The 21,824-nt window shown below is 66.3% G+C and carries 19 protein-coding genes; all 19 read right to left on the minus strand.

Annotated features, from left to right (window positions below; all coding sequences use genetic code 11):
- Nucleotides 1-171: 171 nt before the first annotated feature.
- On the minus strand, nucleotides 172-1,017 hold the full coding sequence (pyrF, locus tag SB749_RS17490) for an orotidine-5'-phosphate decarboxylase (protein ID WP_410711421.1): 846 nt from the start codon (nucleotides 1,015-1,017) through the stop codon (nucleotides 172-174).
- Nucleotides 1,017-4,292, minus strand: coding sequence for a carbamoyl-phosphate synthase large subunit (gene carB, locus SB749_RS17495; RefSeq protein WP_410711422.1), 3,276 nt, complete (start codon nucleotides 4,290-4,292; stop codon nucleotides 1,017-1,019). The genes pyrF and carB overlap by 1 nt, the downstream gene beginning before the upstream one ends.
- Nucleotides 4,293-4,304: 12 nt before the next feature.
- Nucleotides 4,305-5,465 carry a glutamine-hydrolyzing carbamoyl-phosphate synthase small subunit gene (gene carA, locus SB749_RS17500; RefSeq protein ID WP_410711423.1) on the minus strand — a complete coding sequence of 387 codons (1,161 nt, stop codon included), beginning with the start codon at nucleotides 5,463-5,465 and terminating at the stop codon, nucleotides 4,305-4,307.
- The gene (locus tag SB749_RS17505; protein WP_410711424.1) at nucleotides 5,462-5,956 is read right to left on the minus strand and encodes a hypothetical protein; all 495 of its coding nucleotides are present in this window, start codon (nucleotides 5,954-5,956) and stop codon (nucleotides 5,462-5,464) included. Before SB749_RS17505 ends, carA begins: the two co-directional genes overlap by 4 nt.
- A complete protein-coding gene (locus SB749_RS17510; protein WP_410711425.1) occupies nucleotides 5,941-7,254 on the minus strand; it encodes a dihydroorotase in 1,314 nt (437 codons plus the stop codon). Before SB749_RS17510 ends, SB749_RS17505 begins: the two co-directional genes overlap by 16 nt.
- Nucleotides 7,247-8,227 carry an aspartate carbamoyltransferase catalytic subunit gene (locus tag SB749_RS17515; RefSeq protein WP_410711426.1) on the minus strand — a complete coding sequence of 327 codons (981 nt, stop codon included), beginning with the start codon at nucleotides 8,225-8,227 and terminating at the stop codon, nucleotides 7,247-7,249. Before SB749_RS17515 ends, SB749_RS17510 begins: the two co-directional genes overlap by 8 nt.
- Complete coding sequence (gene pyrR / locus SB749_RS17520) at nucleotides 8,224-8,775, minus strand: bifunctional pyr operon transcriptional regulator/uracil phosphoribosyltransferase PyrR (protein ID WP_410711427.1); 552 nt, start codon at nucleotides 8,773-8,775, stop codon at nucleotides 8,224-8,226. The genes SB749_RS17515 and pyrR overlap by 4 nt, the downstream gene beginning before the upstream one ends.
- A gap of 110 nt (nucleotides 8,776-8,885) precedes the next feature.
- Complete coding sequence (gene nusB / locus SB749_RS17525; RefSeq protein WP_039207417.1) at nucleotides 8,886-9,296, minus strand: transcription antitermination factor NusB; 411 nt, start codon at nucleotides 9,294-9,296, stop codon at nucleotides 8,886-8,888.
- A complete protein-coding gene (efp, locus tag SB749_RS17530; RefSeq protein ID WP_262776692.1) occupies nucleotides 9,297-9,857 on the minus strand; it encodes an elongation factor P in 561 nt (186 codons plus the stop codon). It lies immediately after the preceding gene.
- A 147-nt stretch (nucleotides 9,858-10,004) separates the two neighbouring features.
- Nucleotides 10,005-11,126 carry a 3-dehydroquinate synthase gene (aroB, locus tag SB749_RS17535; RefSeq protein WP_410711428.1) on the minus strand — a complete coding sequence of 374 codons (1,122 nt, stop codon included), beginning with the start codon at nucleotides 11,124-11,126 and terminating at the stop codon, nucleotides 10,005-10,007.
- Nucleotides 11,127-11,297: 171 nt separating this feature from the next.
- Nucleotides 11,298-11,936 (minus strand): shikimate kinase, encoded by a 639-nt coding sequence (locus SB749_RS17540; protein WP_410711429.1) that lies wholly within the window; start codon nucleotides 11,934-11,936, stop codon nucleotides 11,298-11,300.
- On the minus strand, nucleotides 11,933-13,132 hold the full coding sequence (aroC, locus tag SB749_RS17545; RefSeq protein WP_410711430.1) for a chorismate synthase: 1,200 nt from the start codon (nucleotides 13,130-13,132) through the stop codon (nucleotides 11,933-11,935). The genes SB749_RS17540 and aroC overlap by 4 nt, the downstream gene beginning before the upstream one ends.
- A 10-nt stretch (nucleotides 13,133-13,142) precedes the next feature.
- A complete protein-coding gene (locus tag SB749_RS17550) occupies nucleotides 13,143-13,922 on the minus strand; it encodes a prepilin peptidase (RefSeq protein WP_410711431.1) in 780 nt (259 codons plus the stop codon).
- Between the two features lie 13 nt (nucleotides 13,923-13,935).
- Nucleotides 13,936-14,856 carry a shikimate dehydrogenase family protein gene (locus tag SB749_RS17555; RefSeq protein ID WP_410711432.1) on the minus strand — a complete coding sequence of 307 codons (921 nt, stop codon included), beginning with the start codon at nucleotides 14,854-14,856 and terminating at the stop codon, nucleotides 13,936-13,938.
- Between the two features lie 3 nt (nucleotides 14,857-14,859).
- Nucleotides 14,860-15,996 carry an endolytic transglycosylase MltG gene (gene mltG / locus SB749_RS17560; protein WP_410711433.1) on the minus strand — a complete coding sequence of 379 codons (1,137 nt, stop codon included), beginning with the start codon at nucleotides 15,994-15,996 and terminating at the stop codon, nucleotides 14,860-14,862.
- Nucleotides 15,993-16,469 carry a Holliday junction resolvase RuvX gene (ruvX, locus tag SB749_RS17565; protein ID WP_410711434.1) on the minus strand — a complete coding sequence of 159 codons (477 nt, stop codon included), beginning with the start codon at nucleotides 16,467-16,469 and terminating at the stop codon, nucleotides 15,993-15,995. The genes mltG and ruvX overlap by 4 nt, the downstream gene beginning before the upstream one ends.
- The gene (gene alaS / locus SB749_RS17570; protein ID WP_410711435.1) at nucleotides 16,466-19,120 is read right to left on the minus strand and encodes an alanine--tRNA ligase; all 2,655 of its coding nucleotides are present in this window, start codon (nucleotides 19,118-19,120) and stop codon (nucleotides 16,466-16,468) included. The genes ruvX and alaS overlap by 4 nt, the downstream gene beginning before the upstream one ends.
- A gap of 206 nt (nucleotides 19,121-19,326) precedes the next feature.
- The gene (gene rpsD / locus SB749_RS17575; RefSeq protein WP_373270422.1) at nucleotides 19,327-19,968 is read right to left on the minus strand and encodes a 30S ribosomal protein S4; all 642 of its coding nucleotides are present in this window, start codon (nucleotides 19,966-19,968) and stop codon (nucleotides 19,327-19,329) included.
- A gap of 254 nt (nucleotides 19,969-20,222) precedes the next feature.
- Nucleotides 20,223-21,812 (minus strand): cation:proton antiporter, encoded by a 1,590-nt coding sequence (locus tag SB749_RS17580; RefSeq protein ID WP_410711436.1) that lies wholly within the window; start codon nucleotides 21,810-21,812, stop codon nucleotides 20,223-20,225.
- Nucleotides 21,813-21,824: the final 12 nt, after the last annotated feature.

Here is a 21,824-nt window from a genome sequence, read left to right on the forward strand (position 1 = left end):
GTCTCCTCTGTCACCATGAACGGGCAGGTAGGGAAGTTGTCTCAGTCTAAGACAAAATCCCTGCCGAGAGGCGATATGAGCAGAAATTTGTGGTGTGGCGAGCCGGAATCCGCCCGTCGACGGAGCACCGAATCCGGTGTTCGGACCGCCCCGCGATCCGAACGCCGGTGTTCAGTCGGTGATCGTCAGCGCACGATTGAGAGCGGCGGCGGTTTCGGCCAGACCGTCGGGTCCGGCGCCGAGCACCGCCCGGGAGGCGGTGGCGAGCACCTGTCCCGATTTCAGCGCCCGGTCGCCGAAGACGGCACGCAGCTCGGTCAGGCCCGCGCCCTGTGCGCCGACGCCCGGGGCGAGGATCGGTCCCCCGCAGTCACGGGGATCGAATCCCAGATCGCGCGCGGCGGTGCCGATGGTCGCGCCGACGACGAGTCCGAAGGGACCGAGCTCGCCGGGTGACCCCAGTGCCTGAGCATTGCGCTGCCGCACTCGGGACACGATCGATCCGGCCACGGATTCGCGGTCTCTCTCGGCATGCTGGACCTCTGCCCCTTCCGGGTTCGAAGTCAGTGCCAGGACGAACACGCCCTTGCCGTGAGCGGCAGCGAGTTCGAAGGCCGGTTCCAGGGCGCCGAATCCGAGGTAGGGCGAGACCGTGATCGAGTCCGCGGCCAGCGCCGAGGCGGGATCGAGATAGGCCTTCGCGTAGGCACCCATGGTCGACCCGATGTCACCGCGTTTGATATCGAGGACGGAGAGCAGTCCGGCGTCCCGGGACGCGGCCAGCGTGTCTTCGAGAGCAGCGACTCCGGCGGAGCCGTACTGTTCGAAGAACGCGGACTGCGGTTTGACGGCGGCCACCGAGCCCTTGAGCTCGGAGACCGTGCGGAGGGCGAACTCCCGGACGCCTGCGGCGCTGGCAGGCAGCCCCCAGGAGGCGAGGAGATGCTCGTGCGGGTCGATGCCCACACACAACGGTCCGTGCTCGTCCATGGCGGCTGCCAGTCGGGTGCCGAACATCAGGCGCTCCAGTCCTGCAGGCTGCGCACATCGAACTTCGAGTCGCGGATGACCTCGAGGGAGGTCACGGCGGCGGCGAATTCGGCCAGCGTGGTGATCAGCGGCACGGAGTTCGCGGTCGCCGCGGCTCGGATCTCATAGCCGTCGGCGCGTTCCTGCCGACCCGACGGCACGTTGATGACCATGTCAATGGTGCCCGCGGTGAGGTAGTCGATGACCGTGCGGTCTTCGGCATCGGCCTCGAAGTGCTTGTGCACCTGGGTGGTCTTGATCCCGTAGCGGGAGAGCACGGCCGCAGTGCCGGTGGTCGCGACGACGTCGAAGCCCATGTCGACGAGCTCCTTGACCGGCAGCACCATGGCACGCTTGTCCCGATCGGCTACCGACACGAAGACGGTGCCCGAGGTCGGCAGCTTCACGGATGCCCCGAGCAGTCCCTTCGCGAAGGCGGTCGGGAAGTTGTGGTCGATGCCCATGACCTCACCGGTCGAGCGCATCTCGGGACCGAGGATCGAGTCGACGATCTTGCCTTCGACGGTGGTGAACCGTCGGAACGGCAGGACCGCCTCCTTGACGGCGATCGGATGGTCGAGCGGCAGGGTCGAACCGTCGCCCTCTGCGGCCAGAAGGTCACCGCGCAGATCCTCGATCGTGCGGCCCACGGCGATGAGCGCCGCGGCCTTGGCCAGCTGGGTCGAGGTCGCCTTCGAGACGAAGGGCACGGTCCGCGAAGCCCGCGGGTTGGCTTCGATGACGTGGAGAACATCCGCGGCGATGGCGAACTGGATGTTGAGCAGTCCGCGCACGCCCACACCTTCGGCGATGGCCTTCGTGCCCTGGCGGACGCGCTCGAGCACGTCCTCACCCAGAGTCAGCGAGGGCAGTACGCAGGCGGAGTCACCGGAGTGGATTCCGGCTTCCTCGATGTGCTCCATGATTCCGCCGATGTAGACCTCGTTGCCGTCGTAGAGGGCGTCGACGTCGATCTCGATGGCGTCTTCGAGGAACCGGTCAACGAGGACCGGACGATCGGTCGAGATCTCCGTGGCGCTGGCCATGTAGTCGAGCAGCTGCGTGCGATCGTAGACGATCTGCATTCCGCGTCCGCCGAGGACGTAGGAGGGCCGCACGAGCACCGGGTAGCCGATGTTCTCCGCGATCGCTGCGGCCTCCGCGGCGGTCACCGCGGTGCCGTGCTTGGGCGCGGTGAGTCCGGCCCTCTCCAGCACGGCTCCGAACTCACCGCGGTCCTCGGCCAGGTCGATGGCCTCGGGCTGGGTGCCGAGCACCGGCACACCCGCGGCCTTGAGCTTGTCGGCCAGACCCAGCGGTGTCTGTCCGCCGAGAGTGCACACGACGCCGAGGACCTCGCCGGCGGCGAGTTCGGCGTGGTAGACCTCCATGACGTCTTCGAACGTCAGGGGTTCGAAGTACAGACGATCGGCGGTGTCGTAGTCGGTCGACACGGTCTCCGGATTGCAGTTGACCATGATCGTCTCGTAGTCGGCGGACCCGATCGCCATGGTCGCGTGCACGCACGAGTAGTCGAACTCGATGCCCTGGCCGATGCGGTTCGGGCCCGAGCCGAGGATGATCACGGCCGGGCGCTCGCGCGGCATGACCTCGGTCTCGGAGTCGTAGCTCGAGTAGTGGTAGGGAGTCTTCGCTTCGAATTCTCCCGCGCAGGTGTCGACCGTCTTGAACACCGGGCGCACGCGCAGTGCGTGGCGGATGCCGGTGACGACGCTCGTGTCGAGGCTGCGCAGTCCTCCGATCTGCTCGTCGGAGAAACCGTGGTTCTTCGCGACCCGCAGGACCTGCTCGTCGAGTTCGTCGGCGTCGCGGACATAGGCGGCCACCTCGTTGATGAGCTGGATCTGGTCGAGGTACCAGGGGTCGATCTCGCAGGCGTCGAAGACCTCGGCCGCGCTCAGCCCGGCGGCGAGTCCGCGCTGGACCGAGTGGATGCGGTCGGCAGTGGCGTGCGAGATCGCTTCGAGCACAGATTCGCGGACGTCGTCGTCGGAGACGTCGGGCAGGTCGGCCCAGCTGAACGCGGAGTGCTTCTGCTCGAGTGAGCGCATCGCCTTCTGCAGCGCGGTGGTGAAGTTGCGGCCGAGGGCCATCACCTCACCGACGGATTTCATCGTCGTCGTCAGGGTCGGATCCGCGGCCGGGAACTTCTCGAAGGTGAAGCGCGGGATCTTCACGACCACATAGTCCAGGGTCGGTTCGAAGCTGGCCGGGGTGACCTTCGTGATGTCGTTGGGGATCTCGTCGAGCGAGTAGCCGACGGCGAGCTTCGCGGCCATCTTGGCGATCGGGAAGCCGGTGGCCTTCGACGCCAGCGCCGAGGACCGGGAGACGCGTGGGTTCATCTCGATGGTGATGATGCGGCCGGTCCTGGGATCGACGGCGAACTGGATGTTGCAGCCGCCGGTGTCCACGCCGACGGCACGGATGATGGCGATGCCGATATCGCGCATCGATTGGTATTCCCGGTCGGTCAGCGTCAGTGCCGGCGCCACTGTGATCGAGTCGCCGGTGTGCACGCCGACCGGGTCGACGTTCTCGATCGAGCACACGACCACGACATTGTCCTTGTTGTCGCGCATGAGCTCGAGTTCGTATTCCTTCCACCCGAGGATCGATTCCTCGAGCAGCACCTCGTGGGTGATGGAATCGGACAGGCCGGCGCCGGCGATGCGGCGCAGATCGGCTTCGTCATAGGCCATGCCCGAGCCGAGGCCGCCCATGGTGAACGAGGGGCGGACGACGACCGGGTAGTTGAGCTCCTCGGCGGCGGCCAGGGCTTCGTCGAGGGTGTGGCAGATGGCGGATCTGGCCACTTCGGCACCGCAGGCCTCTGCGATGTCTTTGAACTTCTGACGGTCCTCGCCGCGCTGGATGGCGTCGACGTCGGCACCGATGAGTTCGACGCCGTACTTCTCGAGCACTCCGGCGTCGTGGAGGGCGATGGCCGCGTTGAGTGCGGTCTGTCCGCCTAGGGTGGGCAGGAGCGCGTCGGGGCGTTCCTTCTCGATGATCGTCTCGATGACGTCCGGATCGATGGGCTCGACGTAGGTGGCGTCGGCGATGTCCGGGTCTGTCATGATCGTCGCCGGGTTCGAATTGATGAGGATGACGCGCAGGCCCTCAGAGCGCAGCACGCGGCACGCCTGAGTGCCCGAATAGTCGAATTCGCAGGCCTGGCCGATGACGATGGGGCCGGAGCCGATGACGAGGACGGATGTGAGGTCGTGTCTCAGTGGCATGGGGTGTTCTCCTTAGGCCTGGGCAGCCGAATCGGCCTGGGAAACGGACATGAGGTCGACGAAGCGATCGAACAGGTAGCTCGAATCGTGCGGGCCGGCCGCAGCCTCGGGGTGGAATTGGACGGAGAAGGCGGGGATGTCGAGGCAGGCGAGTCCCTCCACGACGTCGTCGTTGAGGCACACGTGGGAGACGGTCACCCGGCCGTAGTCGGCCTTGTGCGGAGCGGTGGTCTCCCCTGTCAGCGGAGCGTCGACGGCGAAGCCGTGGTTCTGCGAGGTGATCTCGACCTTCTCCGTGGTCCGGTCCATTACGGGCACGTTGATTCCACGGTGGCCGAAGGGCAGCTTATAAGTGCCGAAGCCCAGGGCCCGACCGAGCAGCTGGTTGCCGAAGCAGATGCCGAAGAACGGGATTCCGGCGTCGAGCACGGCGCGCAGCAGTTCGACCTGGTCGTCTGCGGTCGCGGGGTCGCCGGGGCCGTTGGAGAAGAAGACTCCGTCGACGCCCAGGGCCCGGATCTCTTCGAAGCTGATCGTCGACGGCAGCAGGTGCACGTCGATTCCGCGTTCGCTCAGTCGTTCGGGGGTCATCGATTTGATGCCGAGGTCGACGGCGGCGACGCTGAAGCGCTTCTCCCCGCGGGCGGGGATGAGGGTGGGTTCGGTGATCGAGACTTCGTCGACGAGGTTGGCTCCGGCCATCTGCGGGGACGCCTGGACACGGGCGAGGAGTTCGGATTCGGGCGCCTCGGCGGCGGGTCCGGAGAAGATGCCCACACGCATGGCTCCCTTGTCGCGCAGGTGGCGGGTCAGGGCTCGGGTGTCGACGTCGGAGATGCCGACGATCCCGGACTCGGTCAGCCAGTCGGCCAGGTCGCCTTCGGAGCGCCAGTTCGACGAGATGCGGGAGGCATCGCGGACGACGTAGCCGGCGGCCCAGATCTGGGCGGATTCGTCATCGTTGCGGTTGACTCCGGTGTTACCGATGTGCGGAGCGGCCTGAATGATGATCTGTCGGTGATAGGACGGATCTGTCAGCGTCTCCTGGTAGCCGGACATGGCGGTGACGAACACGGCCTCACCGGTGGTTTCGCCGATGTGTCCGTAGGCGGATCCGTGGAAGGTCCGGCCGTCTTCGAGGACGAGGACGGCGGGGGTGGTGGAAAAGCTCATTGTGCCTCTTCGATCATTTCGCGGATGCGGTCGACGGTGGGAGTGGTGGATGCGGCGTAGCGGGCGCGGAAGCCCGTGTCGACGAGGGTGTCGCCCAGGTGCCAGGTGATGCGGATGATGCCTCCGCGTTCGACGAATTTCCCGATCATCCCGTTCGTGGTGTCCACGGAGACGATGTCGCGGCGCGGGATGAGGAAGTCCTCGCGTCCGGCCAGGTCCATGATCACTCCCCCGTCGGTGACGACGAGTTCCCCGGTGGTGCGGATGCCCAGACCGTGGACGGCGACGCGTTCGAGCGGATGGCCGGCCTTCGTCGTCGACACATAGGAGCCTTCGACGGGATCGCCCACTGCCTTGATTCCCATATGGGGCTTCGGCGGGGTGACGACCTCTGACTGGGCCTGTTTGCGTCGGCTCCATCCCCAGGCGATCGCGACGATCACGAGGAGGATGACGGCGGCGACGATGAGTGTGCCTACTGTTGTGTCCATGTTGCTCCTGCCGGGTGGGGTGTGGTGAGTGCCCCTGCGGCCAAGACCCGGTGGCCGTAGAAGAAGGTGTCGGTGACCCGCGCCGTGACTTCGACGCCGGCGAAGGGGTTGTTGCGTCCCTTCGTGGCGTGGTCGGCGGGTTCGATGCGGTGCGGTGCGGCCGGGTCGACGAGGACGATGTTCGCACTCGCCCCGATCTCGAGGCTGCCGTGCCCGGAGGCCCCGGTGATCCGAGCCGGAGCCGAGGACATCACGCGGGCCACATCGCCGAAGTCGAAGTCGTGGTCGGCCATGGCGGCGACGACGATCGACAGGGCGGATTCCATGCCGACCATGCCCATGGCCGCTGCGGTCCATTCGCTGCATTTGTGTTCGGCCGTGTGCGGGGCGTGGTCGGTGCCGACGACGTCGATCGTGCCGTCTGCCAGCGCTTCACGCAGCGCCTGCACATCGCGGTCGGTGCGCAGCGGCGGGTTGACCTTGTAGACGGGGTCGAACGTGCGCACGAGTTCGTCGGTGAGCATGAGATGGTGCGGTGTCACCTCGGCGGTCACGGCGATCCCCCGGGCCTTGGCCCAGCGGATGAGGTCGACGCTGCCGGCCGTGGAGACGTGGCAGATGTGCAGCCGGGATCCGACGTGTTCGGCCAGGAGCACATCGCGGGCGATGATCGACTCCTCGGCCACGGCGGGCCAGCCGGGCAGTCCGAGTTCGGCCGAGACCGTTCCCTCATTCATCTGTGCGCCTTCGGTCAGGCGCGGCTCCTGTGCATGCTGGGCGATGATGCCGTCGAAGGTCTTGACGTATTCGAGGGCGCGGCGCATGAGCAGCGGATCGGAGACGCAGATTCCGTCGTCGGAGAACATCCTCACGCGGGCTCCGGAGCGCGCCATGGCTCCCAGCTCGGCGAGCTGCTTGCCCTCGAGCCCGGTGGTCACGGCGCCGACGGGTACGACTTCGGTGAAACCGGCGGAGCGGCCGAGGCGGTGAACCTGTTCGACGACTCCGGCGGTGTCGGCTGCGGGCGCGGTGTTCGCCATGGCGTGGACGCAGGTGAACCCGCCCGAGGCGGCTGAACGTGATCCGGTGAGCACGGTCTCGGCGTCTTCCTTGCCCGGCTCACGCAGATGAGTGTGCATGTCGACGAGTCCCGGCAGGGCCACGAGTCCTGCGGCGTCGACGGTCTCATAGTCGCTTGAGCTCAGCAGCTCGGGATCGACGATGCGACCGTCCTGGATCGCGATATCGGCGGCTCCGCGTCCGAGCACATCGGCACCGCGGATGAGGTAATCAGTCATTGGTCTCCTCCTGACCGGTCAGCAGACGGTAGAGGACCGCCATGCGCACGCTCACTCCGTTCTCGACTTGGTCGAGGACGAGGGCGCGGGGTGAGTCCGCTGCGGCAGCGGAGATTTCGAAGCCGCGGTTCATGGGCCCTGGGTGCATGATGAAGCTCGTCTCCGGCAGTTTGGCCAGACGGGCCGCGCTCAGACCCCACAGGCGGGCGTATTCGCGTTCGTTGGGGAAGAAGGATTCGTGCATCCGCTCGTGCTGGACCCGCAGCATCATCACGGCCGCGAAATCCTCGCCGCTCAGCGCCGAATCGAAGTCGTAGTGGACGGTCACCGGCCAGCTCTCCACTCCCCAGGGCAGCAGCGTGGGCGGAGCGATGAGGTGGACGTCCGCGCCGAGGCGGGCGAGCAGGTGGACGTTCGACCGTGCCACTCGGGAGTGCAGGATGTCTCCGACGATGGCGACCTTCGCTCCGTCGAGTCCCTGACCGCGCGGTCCCCCTTTCACCGGCCCCGAGGCGGGGACTCCGGCGAGTGCCCGACGCAGAGTGAACGCGTCGAGGAGCGCCTGGGTGGGGTGTTCGTGAGTGCCGTCGCCGGCGTTGACGACGGGGACGTCGATCCACCCGGTATGGGCGAGGCGGTGGGCGGTGCCTGCCCCGGAGTGGCGGACGACGATGGCATCGGCGCCCATCGCCGAGATCGTCTGGATCGTGTCCTGGAGGCTCTCGCCCTTCGAAACGGAGGAGCCCTTGGCGGAGAAGTTGAGCACATCGGCCGAAAGGCGTTTGGCTGCGGCTTCGAAGGACAGTCGGGTGCGTGTGGAATCCTCGAAGAACAGGTTGACGACTGTGCGTCCGCGCAGCACGGGCAGCTTCTTGACCTCGCGTTCGGAGACGAGAGTCATCTCCTCGGCGATGTCGAGGATGCCGATGGCGTCGTCCCGGCTCAGCGATGCGGTGTCGAGCAGATGCTTCATTCGCGGCCTCCCGAGATGCTGACGGAGTCGTCACCGTCGATTTCGGTCAGGGAGACGTTGACGCGTTCGCTGCTCGAGGTCGGCAGGTTCTTGCCGACATGGTCGGCACGGATCGGCAGGTCCCGGTGGCCGCGGTCGACGAGGACGGCGAGGCGGACCTTGGCGGGCCGACCGACATCGGCGAGGGCGTCGAGGGCGGCGCGGATGGTGCGTCCGGAGAAGAGCACATCGTCGACGAGGACAACGGTCTTCGCATCGATTCCCGCACTCGGAATGGTGGTGGGTTCGGGTGCCCGGTATGAGCCGCCGCGCAGATCGTCACGGTACATCGTGATGTCGAGGCTGCCGGCGAGTTCGCCTGCGGCCTCGGGCCGACCGGAGATGGAGGCGATCGCCTCGGCGAGTCGGTGGGCGAGCGGGACTCCGCGGCGCGGAATGCCCAAGAGGACGAGGTCGTCGCCGCCCTTGTTGGATTCGATGATCTCGTGCGCGATGCGGGTGATCGCCCGCGAGATATCGGGGGCGTCCAGCACTGTTCGCTGTGTCATATTTCCCCTTCTCCGCCTCTCTGGACGGTGGTTAAAGGAGTGGTTCGATTCGATTGTAGACCCGGTGGGGTGCCCACCGGCGGGCGGGTCCGGAGTGCGGACCCGCCGCCTCAGATGAGTGTCGGTTTGACGTCGAGGATGCGGGAGAGCAGCCCCGAGACGAAGCCGGGAGAGTCATCTGTGGAGAACTGTCTGGCCAGAGACACTGCTTCGTCGATGGCCACTTTGTCGGGAACCTCGTCGTTGAACAGCATCTCCCAGGTTCCGATCTCCAGCAGCGATCGGTCGACAGCCGGCATCCGATCCAGGGTCCAGCCTTCTGAGTAGGTGGAGATGATCTCGTCGATCTCCGCCTGCTTCTCGGTGATGCCCTTGACGATCTCGACCGCGTATTCCTTCATCGGGTAGTCGGGATCGTTCGACCGCATGGTGACGAGTTCGTCCATGGCCAGTCGACGCTGCCCGGCTTCGAAGAGCAGCTCGAGAGCCCGGCGACGGGCTCGGGTACGTGCGGACGCCACTTACTTGACGCGACCGAGGTAGTCGCCGCTGCGGGTGTCGACCTTGACCTTCACGCCTTCTTCGAGGAACAGGGGCACCTGGATCTCGTACCCGGTCTCGAGGGTCGCGGGCTTCGAACCGCCGGTCGAACGGTCGCCCTGAAGTCCGGGTTCCGTGTGGGTGATGGTCAGTTCCACCGAGGGCGGCAGCTCCACGGAGAGCGGGGTGCCCTCGTGGAAGGAGATCTGCAGATCCTGGTTCTCGAGCATGTAGTTCGCGGCGTCGCCGACGAGCTCTGCGGAGATGTTGACCTGGTCGTAGTCCTTGGCATCCATGAACACGTAGTCGGTGCCGTCATGGTAGAGGTACTGCATATCGCGGCGGTCGACGTTCGCGGTCTCGACCTTGGTGCCGGCGTTGAAGGTCTTGTCGATGATCTTGCCGGAGATGACATGCTTCAGCTTGGTGCGGACGAAGGCCGGTCCTTTTCCGGGCTTGACGTGCTGGAATTCGAGCACCTGCCACAGCTGGTTGTCGAGGTTGAGCACAAGGCCGTTCTTCAGGTCGTTCGTTGTCGCCACTAATTCGTCCTTCTTCGGTTCAGTCCTGATCACCGAATGGTGATCGCAGTCGGCACGACGCGCCGGAGAACCCCGAGGTGCGGGGTCGACGAACGCGCCACTGGGCAAGTCTAGCAAGCCCAGCGGGACGCTTCCATCCGGGCGGGGTCAGTTGAGGCCGAGGCCGATCCCGAGGGGAACCGTCGGCGAATCCTCGCCGATCTCCTGGTAGGCGGTGAAGAGAATGGAGGCATCGGGGATCTCGACGGTGCTCGGTTCGCCGATGTCGCTGAGCAGCACCATCCGCAGCATCGCTCCGCGGGCCTTCTTGTCTCTCTTCATCGTGTCCAGCAGCTGCGGCCACACGTCGGAACGGTAGCCCACCGGCAGTCCGAGCTTGCCGAGCAGTTCACGGTGGAGGTCGACGACTTCGTAGGGCAGGCTCTTGATCATCGACGCCACCTCGGCGGCGAAGACCATGCCCACCGATACGGCGGCACCGTGGCGCCACTGGTAACGCTCCTTGTGCTCGATCGCGTGGCCGAGGGTGTGGCCGTAGTTCAGTATCTCCCGGCGTCCGGACTCCTTGAAGTCTCCGGAGACGACATCGGCCTTGACCCGGATGGAGCGTTCGATGAGTTCGCGCAGCACGGGGCCGTGCACATCGGCGATTTCGTCCTTCGAATGGTTCGACACGAGATCGAGGATCGCGGGGTCGGCGATGAATCCGGTCTTGACCACCTCGGCGAGGCCGGTGAACAGTTCGTTCTCCGGCAGGGTCCCGAGCGTGTCGAGGTCGACGAGGACACCGGCGGGTGCGTGGAAGGAGCCGACGAGGTTCTTGCCTTCGGCGGTGTTGATCCCGGTCTTGCCGCCGACGGAGGCATCGACCATACCGAGCACGGTGGTGGGGATGTGGATGACCTTGATTCCGCGCAGCCAGGTGGCGGCGACGAATCCGCCGAGGTCGCTCACCGCTCCCCCGCCGACGGTGATGATCGCGTCGGTGCGGGTGAAGTCGGATTGGCCGAGGACCTGCCAGCAGAATGCAGCGACCTGGACGTGTTTGGCCTCTTCGGCGTCGGGGATCTCCGCGGCCACGGCCTCGAGACCGGCGGCGGCGAGGTCGTCGCGAACGGTCTCACCGGTGGTGCGCAGGGCGCGGGGGTGGATGACGAGGACCTTCTCGACACGGTTTCCGAGCAGCTCGGGCAGTTCGCCGAGCAGTCCCTGGCCGACGAGGACGGGGTAGTTCCCGCCGGCGTCCACATTGATGCGTGTGAGGCTCATTCGTCCGTCTTCCTGATCGTTCATCGTCTTCTCTCAAGGCTCGGCCGCCCGGTGAGTGCTCGGAGTCGAGCCACCTGTTCCGTGGGCCGGATCCAGCCTAGCCCTCACAGGCTCCCGGCGGCGAAACGGGTGACCGATGTGGTCGCAGGCGTCTCACCGCCGGGGCTGTGCTCAGCGCTGCTGACCGGATCCGTCGTCGTCGGGATCGGCGTACTTCGCGTACTCCTCGGCTCGCTGCAGACCGGTGAGGACGTCGACGACTCGGTTGACCACCGTCGACGGTGGGGAGTTCGAGGCCTGGACCCGGAAGGTCGCGACCTGTTCGTACAGCGGTTCGCGTTCGCTGACCAGGGCCAGCCAGTTCTCCACCGGGCTGCCGGCACCGCGCAGCAGCGGTCGGTGCGGGGCGGTCAGCCGCTGGGACACGGTGTCGACATCGATATCGATGTGCACGACCTTGATCGCCGGGTGTCGAAGCTGGGCTCGGGTGCCGGGGTTGAGGATCGCTCCTCCGCCCAGGGACACGATGCCAGGACGATCGAGCAGACGACGCAGCGCTCTGCGCACGACCTCCCGTTCGATGCGTCGGAAGTGATCTTCGCCGCGTTCGACGAAGATCTCCGAGATGACCCCGTACTTGTCGACGATGTTCGCGTCCGTGTCCGTCAGCGGCAGGCCGAGCCGGTCGGCGAGCAGCCGACCGATCGTCGATTTCCCTGCCGCCGGCGGACCGGAGAGCACGATGCGCGAGAGCGCGGCGGGGACCGGTTCCAAGGGCGGAACCGGTTTGGGCAGCGGGGTGTGGTTCATTGTCCGATGCGGAGGTTCTCCGGAATGGCCGCGACATAGGCGTCCAGGTTCCGCTTCGTCTCGGCAACGGAGTCTCCGCCGAACTTCTCGACGACGGCTTCGGCGAGCACGAGTGCCACCATGGCTTCGGCGACGACTCCCGAGGCGGGAACTGCGCACACGTCGGAACGCTGATGGTTCGCCTTCGCGGCCTCACCGGTTTCGACGTCGACCGTCGCCAGGGCACGCGGCACCGTGGCGATCGGCTTCATTCCCGCCCGCACACGCAGCGGGCCGCCCGTGGACATTCCGCCTTCCGTGCCGCCGGCACGATTGCTCGTGCGGCGGAATCCGTCGGGTCCGACTTCCAGTTCGTCATGGGCCTGTGAGCCGGGACGCTTCGTGGTGAGGAAGCCGTCTCCGACCTCGACGCCCTTGATCGCCTGGATGCCCATGAGGGCACCGGCCAGGCGGGAGTCGAGACGACGGTCCCAATGCACGTGGGAGCCCAGGCCCGGAGGCAGGTTGTAAGCGAGCACTTCGACGACTCCGCCGAGGGTGTCCCCGGCCTTCTTCGCCGCGTCGATCTCGGTGACCATCGCCGCCGAGAGGTCGGCGTCGAAGCAGCGGACCGGATCGGCGTCGAGGGCCTCGACATCGGCTGCGGTCGGCAGCGCGGGCAGCGCATCGTCGGCATGTTCTGCACCGCCGATGGCTACGGTGTGGGAGACGAGGGTGATGCCCAGTTCGCCGAGGAACTTCGCGGCCACCGTGCCCAGTGCCACGCGCATTGCGGTCTCACGCGCCGAAGCGCGCTCCAGCACGGGGCGGGCTTCGTCGAAGCCGTACTTCTGCATGCCGACGATATCGGCATGGCCCGGACGCGGCCGGGTCAACGGGGCGTTGCGCGCCAGTCCTTCGAGTTCGGACGCGTCGACGGGATCCGGGCTCATCACGGATTCCCATTTCGGCCATTCGGTGTTGCCGACCTCGATCGCCACCGGTGAGCCCAAGGTCTGCCCGTGGCGGACACCGCCGAGGAGACGCACCTCGTCGGCTTCGAACTTCATCCGTGCGCCGCGGCCATAGCCGAGTCGGCGGCGAGCCAGGCTCGCACGAATATCGTCCCTGGTGATCGGTACATGGGCGGGAAGCCCCTCAATGATCCCGGTCAGCGCTTCGCCGTGGGATTCGCCTGCAGTCAGCCATCTCAACATTCCACCGATTCTACAAAAGTATTGGGGCGAACAGGCACCCGAGCCACATGCCGGAAAGCATGGCCGGTCCGAAGGCGATGGTCACCCCGCGCACCCGACCGGCACGGATCGCGCCGATGAGCGCCCAGACGCCGCTGATGAGCATCATGGCGACAAGCACGAGGGCAGGTGCCCACGGGTCGAAGAGACCGGGCACGGCGAAGACGATGAACGCGAGCTTGACGTCCCCGAGCCCCATCGTCCGCACTCCCAGCAGTCGACCCACGAGGTGCAGCGCGGCGAAGGCGACGAGTCCGAGGATTCCGGCAAAGAATGACCAGAACCACATCGGCAGTTCTCCGAGCACGGAGCCCGTGATCAGGAGTCCCACGGCGACCAGAGACAGGGGGATGACGATCCGATCAGGCAGTCTGCGGACGCTCAGATCTGCGGAGATGAGGAATGGTGTGGCTCCGGAGACGAGTCCCAGCAGCAGGGCGGAGAGGATGCGATCGGCGGAGTTCGGCTGGTCTGGGGCGAACGTCGCTCCGTCCAGCGGCGCATAGGCGCTCCACCCTGTCTCCAGTGGTGCGAGCACGAAGAGGGTGAAGACGACGGCGACTGCCGCGGCGATGATGGGGCCGAGCAGCATCGGTCCCGGACCGCGTGCCCATCTGGATGACTGCCACCGCTGCAGGTGCGCGGAGTCGTTGAGCCAGGTCCGTGGGGTCACGGCGAGGATGAGACCGCAGGCCAGAGCGGCCAGAACCGTGACTCCGATGGTCATCCCGTGCAGCACCCCGGTGTTCATCGCGATCGCCGGTTCAGTCCTGAGCGCGGGCGGGTGGGCCCTCGAGTGCTGCGTACATGGCCGCCGTGATCCGCGCGGTCAGGTCGTCTGCCGCCGGCGGGGTGTTCGAGGTCGGCTGGGTCTCCGTCTCGGTTGGGTCGTCGGCCCTGGCTGCGGCGAGGAACATCTCGAACTGGGCGACGGCCTGTTCGACGAGCATGGCGGTTCCGGCGACGGGGCGCAGACCGTGTGCGGCGGCCGCGGCGAGGAAGGTCGAATCGGCGGCGTAGGCGACGTCGAGGGCGATCGCTCCGGGGGCGAAGGAATCTTCCCAGATCGGGTCGGGCGCCGCCTCGGCGGGCAGCGTGGAGATGACGATCGACGATGGACCGATCCGGGTCAGGTCGCCCACCGAGGCGGTCAGCCCGATCCGTTCGGCCAGCTCGAGAACCCGGCGGGCACGGTCCGGGTTGCGGACGCGGAAGTCCACGTGTGCGATCCCGAGATCGCGGCAGGCCACGAGCGCCGAGGCGGCCGTGGCTCCGGCGCCGAGGATCGTCGTCCGACCGGCTCCCGCGCCACCGGCCGCGGACGGACCCGATTCCCTGTGCGAGGCGATGGCACGCACGATGCCCTCGACGTCGGTGTTCGCCACCTGCACTTCTCCGCTGCGGCGGACAAGGGTGTTGCCGGCCGCCGTCAGTGCTGCCGTTTCGTCGACGGTCCACCCGCGTTCGGCAGCGAGCGTGACGAGTCGGTCCTTCAACGGCATCGTCAGTGAGAAACCGGTGTGATCGGGGTGGGAGTCGAGGAATCCCTCGAGCTCGTCGGCTCCGATTTCGTACCGGGAATACTCGCTGGATGCCAGGTTCAGCGCTGCGAAGGCGGCTCGGTGGAGCAGCGGGGATTTCGAGTGTGCGATCGGCGAACCGAGCACCGCGGCAACGATCTTCACCGGCTATCCGTCGTCCTTGCTGTGCTCGCGCAGCCACTTGCGGTAGATCTCGACGTTCTTCTTGTGGTCCTCGTAGTTGTCGGCGAACTTGGTCTCCCCCGTGTCCGGGTTGGTCGCGACGAAGAACTGCCAGTCACCGTCGGCGGGTTCGAGCGCAGCTTCGACGGCGCCCTTGCTCGGCGAGTTGATGGGACCGGGAGGCAGACCCTTCTTCTTGTACGTGTTGTACGGCGAGTCCGACTGGCGTTCCTTCTTCGTCGTCGTCAGGTCGGAGCGGGCACCGTGGATATAGGCCACGGTCGCATCCGATTGGAGGAGTCCTCCGGTCTGCGATTCGTCGGAGATGCGGTTGAGGAAGGACCTGGCGACCTTCGAGCGCACTTCGGGGTCACCCGGGGATTCCTTCTCCACGAGGCTGGCCAGAGTGAGGATGCGGTTGGCGTCCTTGCTCTCGATTCCCAGTTCGTCGAGTTCGGTCTCGGTCTTGTCGACCATCTCCTGGACGATGTCCTCGGCGGTCTTCTGCTTGTTGAGGTCGTAGGTCGCCGGGTACAGATACCCCTCGAGGATCGGTGCGTCGATCTCGAGTCCGTAGTCCTTCGGGGTCTTGTCGTCGATGGCTTTGTCGACCTCATCGGCGTTCATCCCCGATTCGATCATGATCGCCTTGATCTCTTCGACCTGTTTGCCTTCGGCGACCGTGATCTTCGGCGGGGCGATGGGGTTGATGAGCGCTTCGACCGCGGCCTTCGAGCTCATCTTCTCCCGCATCGTCCAGGTTCCGGCCTGGATGGTCGCCTCACGGCGTTCGATCTCGTCGAGGAAGGGTTCGGAGTTCATGATCACTCCGGCTTCGACGAGCTGGTTGGCCACGGTGCGGGCCGAGGATCCGGGAGCGATCTCGATCGAGACCTCGTTCGTGCCCTGCCCCTCGTAGTCGCCTTTCGGTCCGAACAGGTCATCGAAGACTCCCCCGGCCGCGCGCACACCGAAGAATCCCCCGATGCCGAAGACGAGGATGCAGATGATCACGATCGTCGTCGTGCGTCGCCGGCGCATCATTCTGCGCCGCTTCTTCGCGCGGATCTCTGCGCGGGACAGTCCTTCGTCTGTCGAGAACTCTCCGGTGATCGGGCTCATACGTCGTTCTCCTCGTCGGGCATCTCACGGCCGGCGGGGACACCGGTGTTGTGTTCGTACTCGAGGGCGTTCTGGAGGATGATCACGGCAGCTTGGGCATCGACGATCTCGCGTCGCTGGCGTGACGATTTCCCGGCTGCAGCGAGAGCCTGGTGGGCCTCGACTGTGGTGAATCGTTCGTCGACGAGACGGACGGATGTGCCGGTGGCCGCGGCGATCCGGCGGGCGAATTCCAACGCCGAGGTGGCTGCGGCCCGGGCGGCGCCGTCGAGGGACTTCGGGTCCCCCACCAGGAGTTCGATGGGTTCGTATTCGTCGACGATATCGCGCAGCTGCCGCAGCGCCGCCGGTTCATCCCCTCGCCGAACGACGGTGAGCGGAGTGGCCAGAATCCCGTCGGGGTCGCTGGAGGCGACACCGATCCGCACGGAACCGATGTCGAGACCCAACCGGCGACCTCGGCGGAAACTCACTGGATGGCTGCTTTGACGGCCGCGATGGCTGACGGGATCGCCGCGGGGTTGCTGCCCCCGCCCTGGGCGAGGTCGGGCTTGCCGCCGCCTCCGCCGCCGAGTTCGCCGCAGGCCAGCGACACGAGCTTTCCGGCCTGCAGACCGGCGGCACGGGCCGCCTCGGTGGTGGCGATGACGACGACGGGCTTTCCGCTGCTGACTCCGATGCCGAAGATCACCGCCTGACGGTCGGCGACCCGGTTGCGCAGGTCGGTGACCAGTGTGCGGATGTCTCCGGCATTGGCGATATCGCCGAGTTCGGCCTGCACGAACAGCGTCTGGCCCACGGTCTGTGCCTCATCGAGGAACTTGCCCGAAGAGGCCAGCAGCTGCTGGGCGTTGAGGCGAGCGATCTCCTTCTCAGCGTCCTTGAGCCGGCTCATCAGGTCGGACACGCGTGATGTGACATCGGTGCCGGGGACCTTGAGCATCTCCGAGAGCGAGGACACGATGGTCCGCTCGGCGGCCAGGGACCGGAAGGCATCCATGCCGACAGCGGCTTCGATGCGTCGGACTCCGGAGCCGACGGAGGCTTCGGAGAGCACGGAGATCGGGCCGACTTCTGCCGAGGCACCGACGTGGGTGCCGCCGCAGAGTTCGCGGGAGAAGGGTCCGCCGATGTCGACGACGCGCACGACGTTCGGGTATTTCTCGCCGAAGAGCGCCATGGCACCAGACTTCTTGGCGTCGTCGAAGGACATGTATTCGGTGCCGACTTCGTAGTTCGAGCGCACTGCGAGGTTCGCGACCTCTTCGATCTCGGCCCGCATCTGGGCGCTCGGGGCTTCGGGGAACGAGTAGTCGAAGCGCATGTATCCGGGCTGGTTGAGCGAACCGGCCTGCACGGCGTGGCTGCCGAGGATCTCGCGCAGCGCAGCGTGGACGAGGTGGGTGGCGGTGTGGGCCTGTGCGCCTTGGAACCGGTGGTCGTGGTCGACGGCGGCGAGCACCTCGTCGCCGACGCGCAGCTCTCCGTCGATGACCTCGACCCGGTGGGCGGGCAGACCCTTGACCGGGTTCTGCACGTCGCTGACCCGGGCGGTGAAGCCGTGGCCGGAGATGAGGCCGACGTCGGCGCGCTGACCGCCGGATTCGGCGTAGAAAGGGGTCAGGTCGAGGACGACGTCGCCGCTCTGGCCGGCGGTGAGCACCTCGGCGGCCACACCGTCGACGACGATTCCGCGCACGCGTGAGTCGGATTCGAGTCGGTCATAGCCGACGAATTCGCTCTTGCCTTCGTCGAGCAGCGCCGAATAGGCGGACAGGTCGGTGTGGCCGCCGCCCTTCTTCGCCTTGGCATCGGCTTTGGCGCGGGTGCGCTGTTCGCTCATCAGCTCACGGAACCCGGCCTCATCGACGCTCAGTCCGGCTTCGGAGGCCATCTCGAGGGTGAGGTCGATGGGGAATCCGTGGGTGTCGTGGAGGGCGAAGGCGATGTCTCCGCTGATGGTCTTGTCCGCGCCATCGAGTGACTTCGCGGCATTGGCGAACAGCTGAGTGCCGGATTCGAGGGTGCGCAGGAACGCCTTCTCCTCGGCGTAGGCGACCCGGGAGATGCGGTCGAAGTCGGTTTCGAGCTCCGGGTAGGACAGCTTCATCGCCTGCATGGAGACGGGCAGCAGCTCGGGCAGGACTTCCTTCTTGACTCCGAGCAGACGCATGGCGCGCACGGCACGGCGGAGCAGGCGGCGGAGGATGTAGCCGCGGCCTTCGTTTCCGGGGCGCACTCCGTCGCCGATGATGATCAGTGCCGAACGGACATGGTCGGCGACGACGCGCAGCTGCACATCGGCGTGCTCGTCCTCGCCGTAGGTCCGATCGGCCAGACGGCTGGCGGCCTCGATGACGGGGAACACCTCGTCGATCTCGTACATGTTCTCCACGCCCTGGAGCAGGAAGGCGACACGTTCGAGGCCCATGCCGGTATCGATGTTCTTCGCCGGCAGCTCGCCGGCCACGTCGAAGTCGACCTTCGAGCGAACCTCGGAGAGTTCGAACTCCATGAACACGAGGTTCCAGATCTCGATGTAGCGGTCTTCATCGGCCACGGGGCCGCCGTCGACGCCGTAGGCGGGGCCGCGGTCGAAGTAGATCTCCGAGCAGTAGCCGCCAGGGCCGGGCTGGCCGGTGTGCCAGTAGTTGTCCTCGTTGTCGCGCAGCTGGATGCGCTCACGGGGAACGGAGGTCTCCTCGAGCCACATGTCGATGGTCTCGAGGTCGTCCTCGTGCACCGTCGCCCACAGCAGCTCCGGGTCGAAGCCGAGTCCGCCCTCGGCGACGGGGGTCGTCAGCAGTCCCCAGGCGAACTTGATGGCATCGCGTTTGAAGTAGTCGCCGAAGGAGAAGTTGCCGTTCATCTGGAAGAAGGTGCCGTGGCGGGTCGTCTTGCCGACCTCTTCGATGTCTCCGGTGCGCACGCATTTCTGGACGCTGGTGGCACGGTTGAACGGGGCCGGCTCACGGCCGGTGAGGTAGGGAATGAACTGGACCATTCCCGCGATGTTGAACAGGATGGACGGATCGGAGCTGATCACCGACGCCGAGGGGACCACGGTGTGCCCGTTCGCTTCGAAGTAGTCCAACCAGCGTTGTTTGATCTCTGCCGTCTTCAATCCAAGGCCTTTCAGATATTGCCTGTGCGCCGCCGGGCGAATGAGCCCGACGCGACACTTACTCGTGCATACCCGCACTTAACAGGGACTAGTTTAATGGCTCCGTCGCAATATGCGATGTGGCGCGGCGTGCCGTGAATGCACGACTGCCCGGAACCGTGCGGTCCCGGGCAGTCGCGGTGGCGCGATGCGCTGTGTTCGGCAGATCAGCGCGAGTAGAACTCGACGACGAGCTGAACGTCACAGGTGATCGGCACCTCTTCGCGCTTCGGGGTGCGCAGCAGAGTTGCCTGCAGGCCCTCGAGGTTCACGTTGAGGTATCCCGGCGTTGCGGGCAGAACGTCCTTGTGACCACCGGCGGCGGCGACCTGGAACGGATCCATCGAAGCCGAACGCTCGTGCACCTGGATGGTCTGGCCTTCCTTCACGCGGAAGGAGGGACGGTCCACGCGCTGTCCGTCGACCGTGATGTGACGGTGGACGACGAACTGACGGGCCTGGGCCATGGTGCGGGCGAAGCCCGAACGCAGGACGAGGGCGTCGAGACGCGACTCGAGGAGCTCGACCATGGTCTCACCGGTCAGACCGGGCAGACGGTTGGCTTCCTTGTAGGTCTTGAGCATCTGGGCCTCGCGGATGCCGTACTGCGCGCGCAGACGCTGCTTCTCCTTGAGGCGGACCGAGTAGTCGCTGTCGTTGCGACGACGGGCGCGACCGTGCTCACCTGGAGGGTACGGGCGACGCTCGAAGTACTTCTCGGCCTTGGGTGTCAGAGCAATGCCGAGGGCGCGCGAGAGGCGCGTCATGCGGCGATTACGTGCTGGTGCTGGCACTGTATTACCTTTCATCAATGTGTTCTGCCGCGGTGGGCCTTTGCGGTTCTCGCCCCGAACGCGACTGTTGTTTCCCCGGATGGGAAAGAGGGATTGAGCGTCGAGATCCGCTCGCACCGACCGCCTTTAGGGTGCAGGCACAACAGCTGTCTATCTTAGCGGGTGCAGGCGGAGTGTCGCAAAGCGGATCGGCGGCCTCGCCGCTGTGATCTTCCCGACTGCTGCGCACCGACAGCTCCAGCCGACCGCCTGGTCCGCGCTCACCGCTGTCACCGGCGGCGGCCGTCTTCGTGGCTGTCGATGGCGGCATCGGCCACGGCCGCTCCTGACCCGCTGTAGATGTTGATCACTGCGTGGACCCCGGCACGGGCGAAGTGCTCGGCCTGATCGGGGCGTTGAACGACGGCGGCGATGGTCCCGGGGAAGCCGGCGATGCGCAGCTGTTCGAGGGCGAAGGTGTTCGAATCGTGCAGCGCCATGGCGAGGACGACGGTGTGAGCGCTGCCGCCGACGACGAGGCGGTGCCAGAATTCGTGGTCGGTGGCGTCGCCTTCGAGCACTGTGAACTCATCGGCGTGCAGGGCTTCGATGACTGTGTGGTCGTTGTCGATGCCGATGACGCTGCGGTCGCCGCGTTCGACGAAGCGCTCGTAGGCTCCGCGACCGATGCGGCCCATGCCGAGAACGACGACTTCCGCATCTCCGGTGTCGAGCGGCCGATCACTGGCCCGCAGCCGGCTCTCGTTCTCATCCGGCAGGATCGCGTCGAGCTTCGCGACGATCCGGAGGCTGTAGGCGTTCGCCAGGGAGGAGCCGATCATCCCCAATGCCACGGCGAGGGCGGTGATGGTCAGCCAGTTGTCCTCGAAGAGTCCGTTGTCGACTCCGACGGCGACGACGATGAGTGCGAATTCGGAGAAGTTGCTCAGGGCCAGGCTGGTGCGCACGCTGGTGCGGTTGCGCAGGCCGAAGAGGCGACCCATGAGGTAGAAGCTCGCGAAGTTGAACGGCAGCAGCACGACGCACAGGGCCAGCGCCATGAGCAGATCCGACCAGGTGGGGACCGCTTGGAGCCCGATGACGACGAAGAACCCGACGAGGAAGAGCTCTTTGACGCTGAACAGCGACTTCGACATCTCCACGGCTCGCGGGTGGGTGGAGAAGAGAAGTCCGAGCACCAGGGCTCCGAGGTCGCCGTGGATGCCGACTGATTCGAAGGCGACATAGCCGGGGCCCAAGGCCATGACGACGCCGAAGAGGACGAGCAGCTCACCGCGTCCGACGCGATCGAGGATCCGTCGCAGCACCCAGACCACGGGAAAGATCAGGACGAGCGCGAACGCCCAGGGGCTCGGCGGCTCTTCGCCTCCGATCGTGATGAAGGCGACCGCAGCGAGGTCCTGGAGGACGAGGATCGCAATGGCGATCTGCCCGTAGTAGGACCCGTCGTCGGAGCGGTCTTCGAGCACTTTGACGACGAGCACCGTGGAGGAGAAGGAGAGGGCGAAGCCGAGCAGCGCCAAGGTGCCCAGTCCCCCGCCGACGCTGACGATTCCGATGGCGGCGGCAGCTCCGATCGTCCCGGCGCCGAGGAGGACCACCGTGATCATGTGCAGCGCAGCGGTGCCGTGGGCTTCGGGTTGGAGCAGGGAGCGCAGATCGAATTTCAGTCCGATCGTGAACAGCAGCAGGACGACTCCGATGTCCGATACCTGCTGCAGTCCCGCGAAGGCGGTGAAGCCGAAGACGTGCAGGAGGAATCCGGCCGCGAGGAAACCGACGAGCGGCGGGACGCGCAGCTCATGGGCGATGAGTCCCAGCGCCAACGCGGCGGCGATCGTGATGACGATGTCTGCCATGCCGTCCTCCTC

This window comes from Brevibacterium sp. SIMBA_078, from assembly GCF_046534565.1.
Lineage (GTDB): Bacteria > Actinomycetota > Actinomycetes > Actinomycetales > Brevibacteriaceae > Brevibacterium.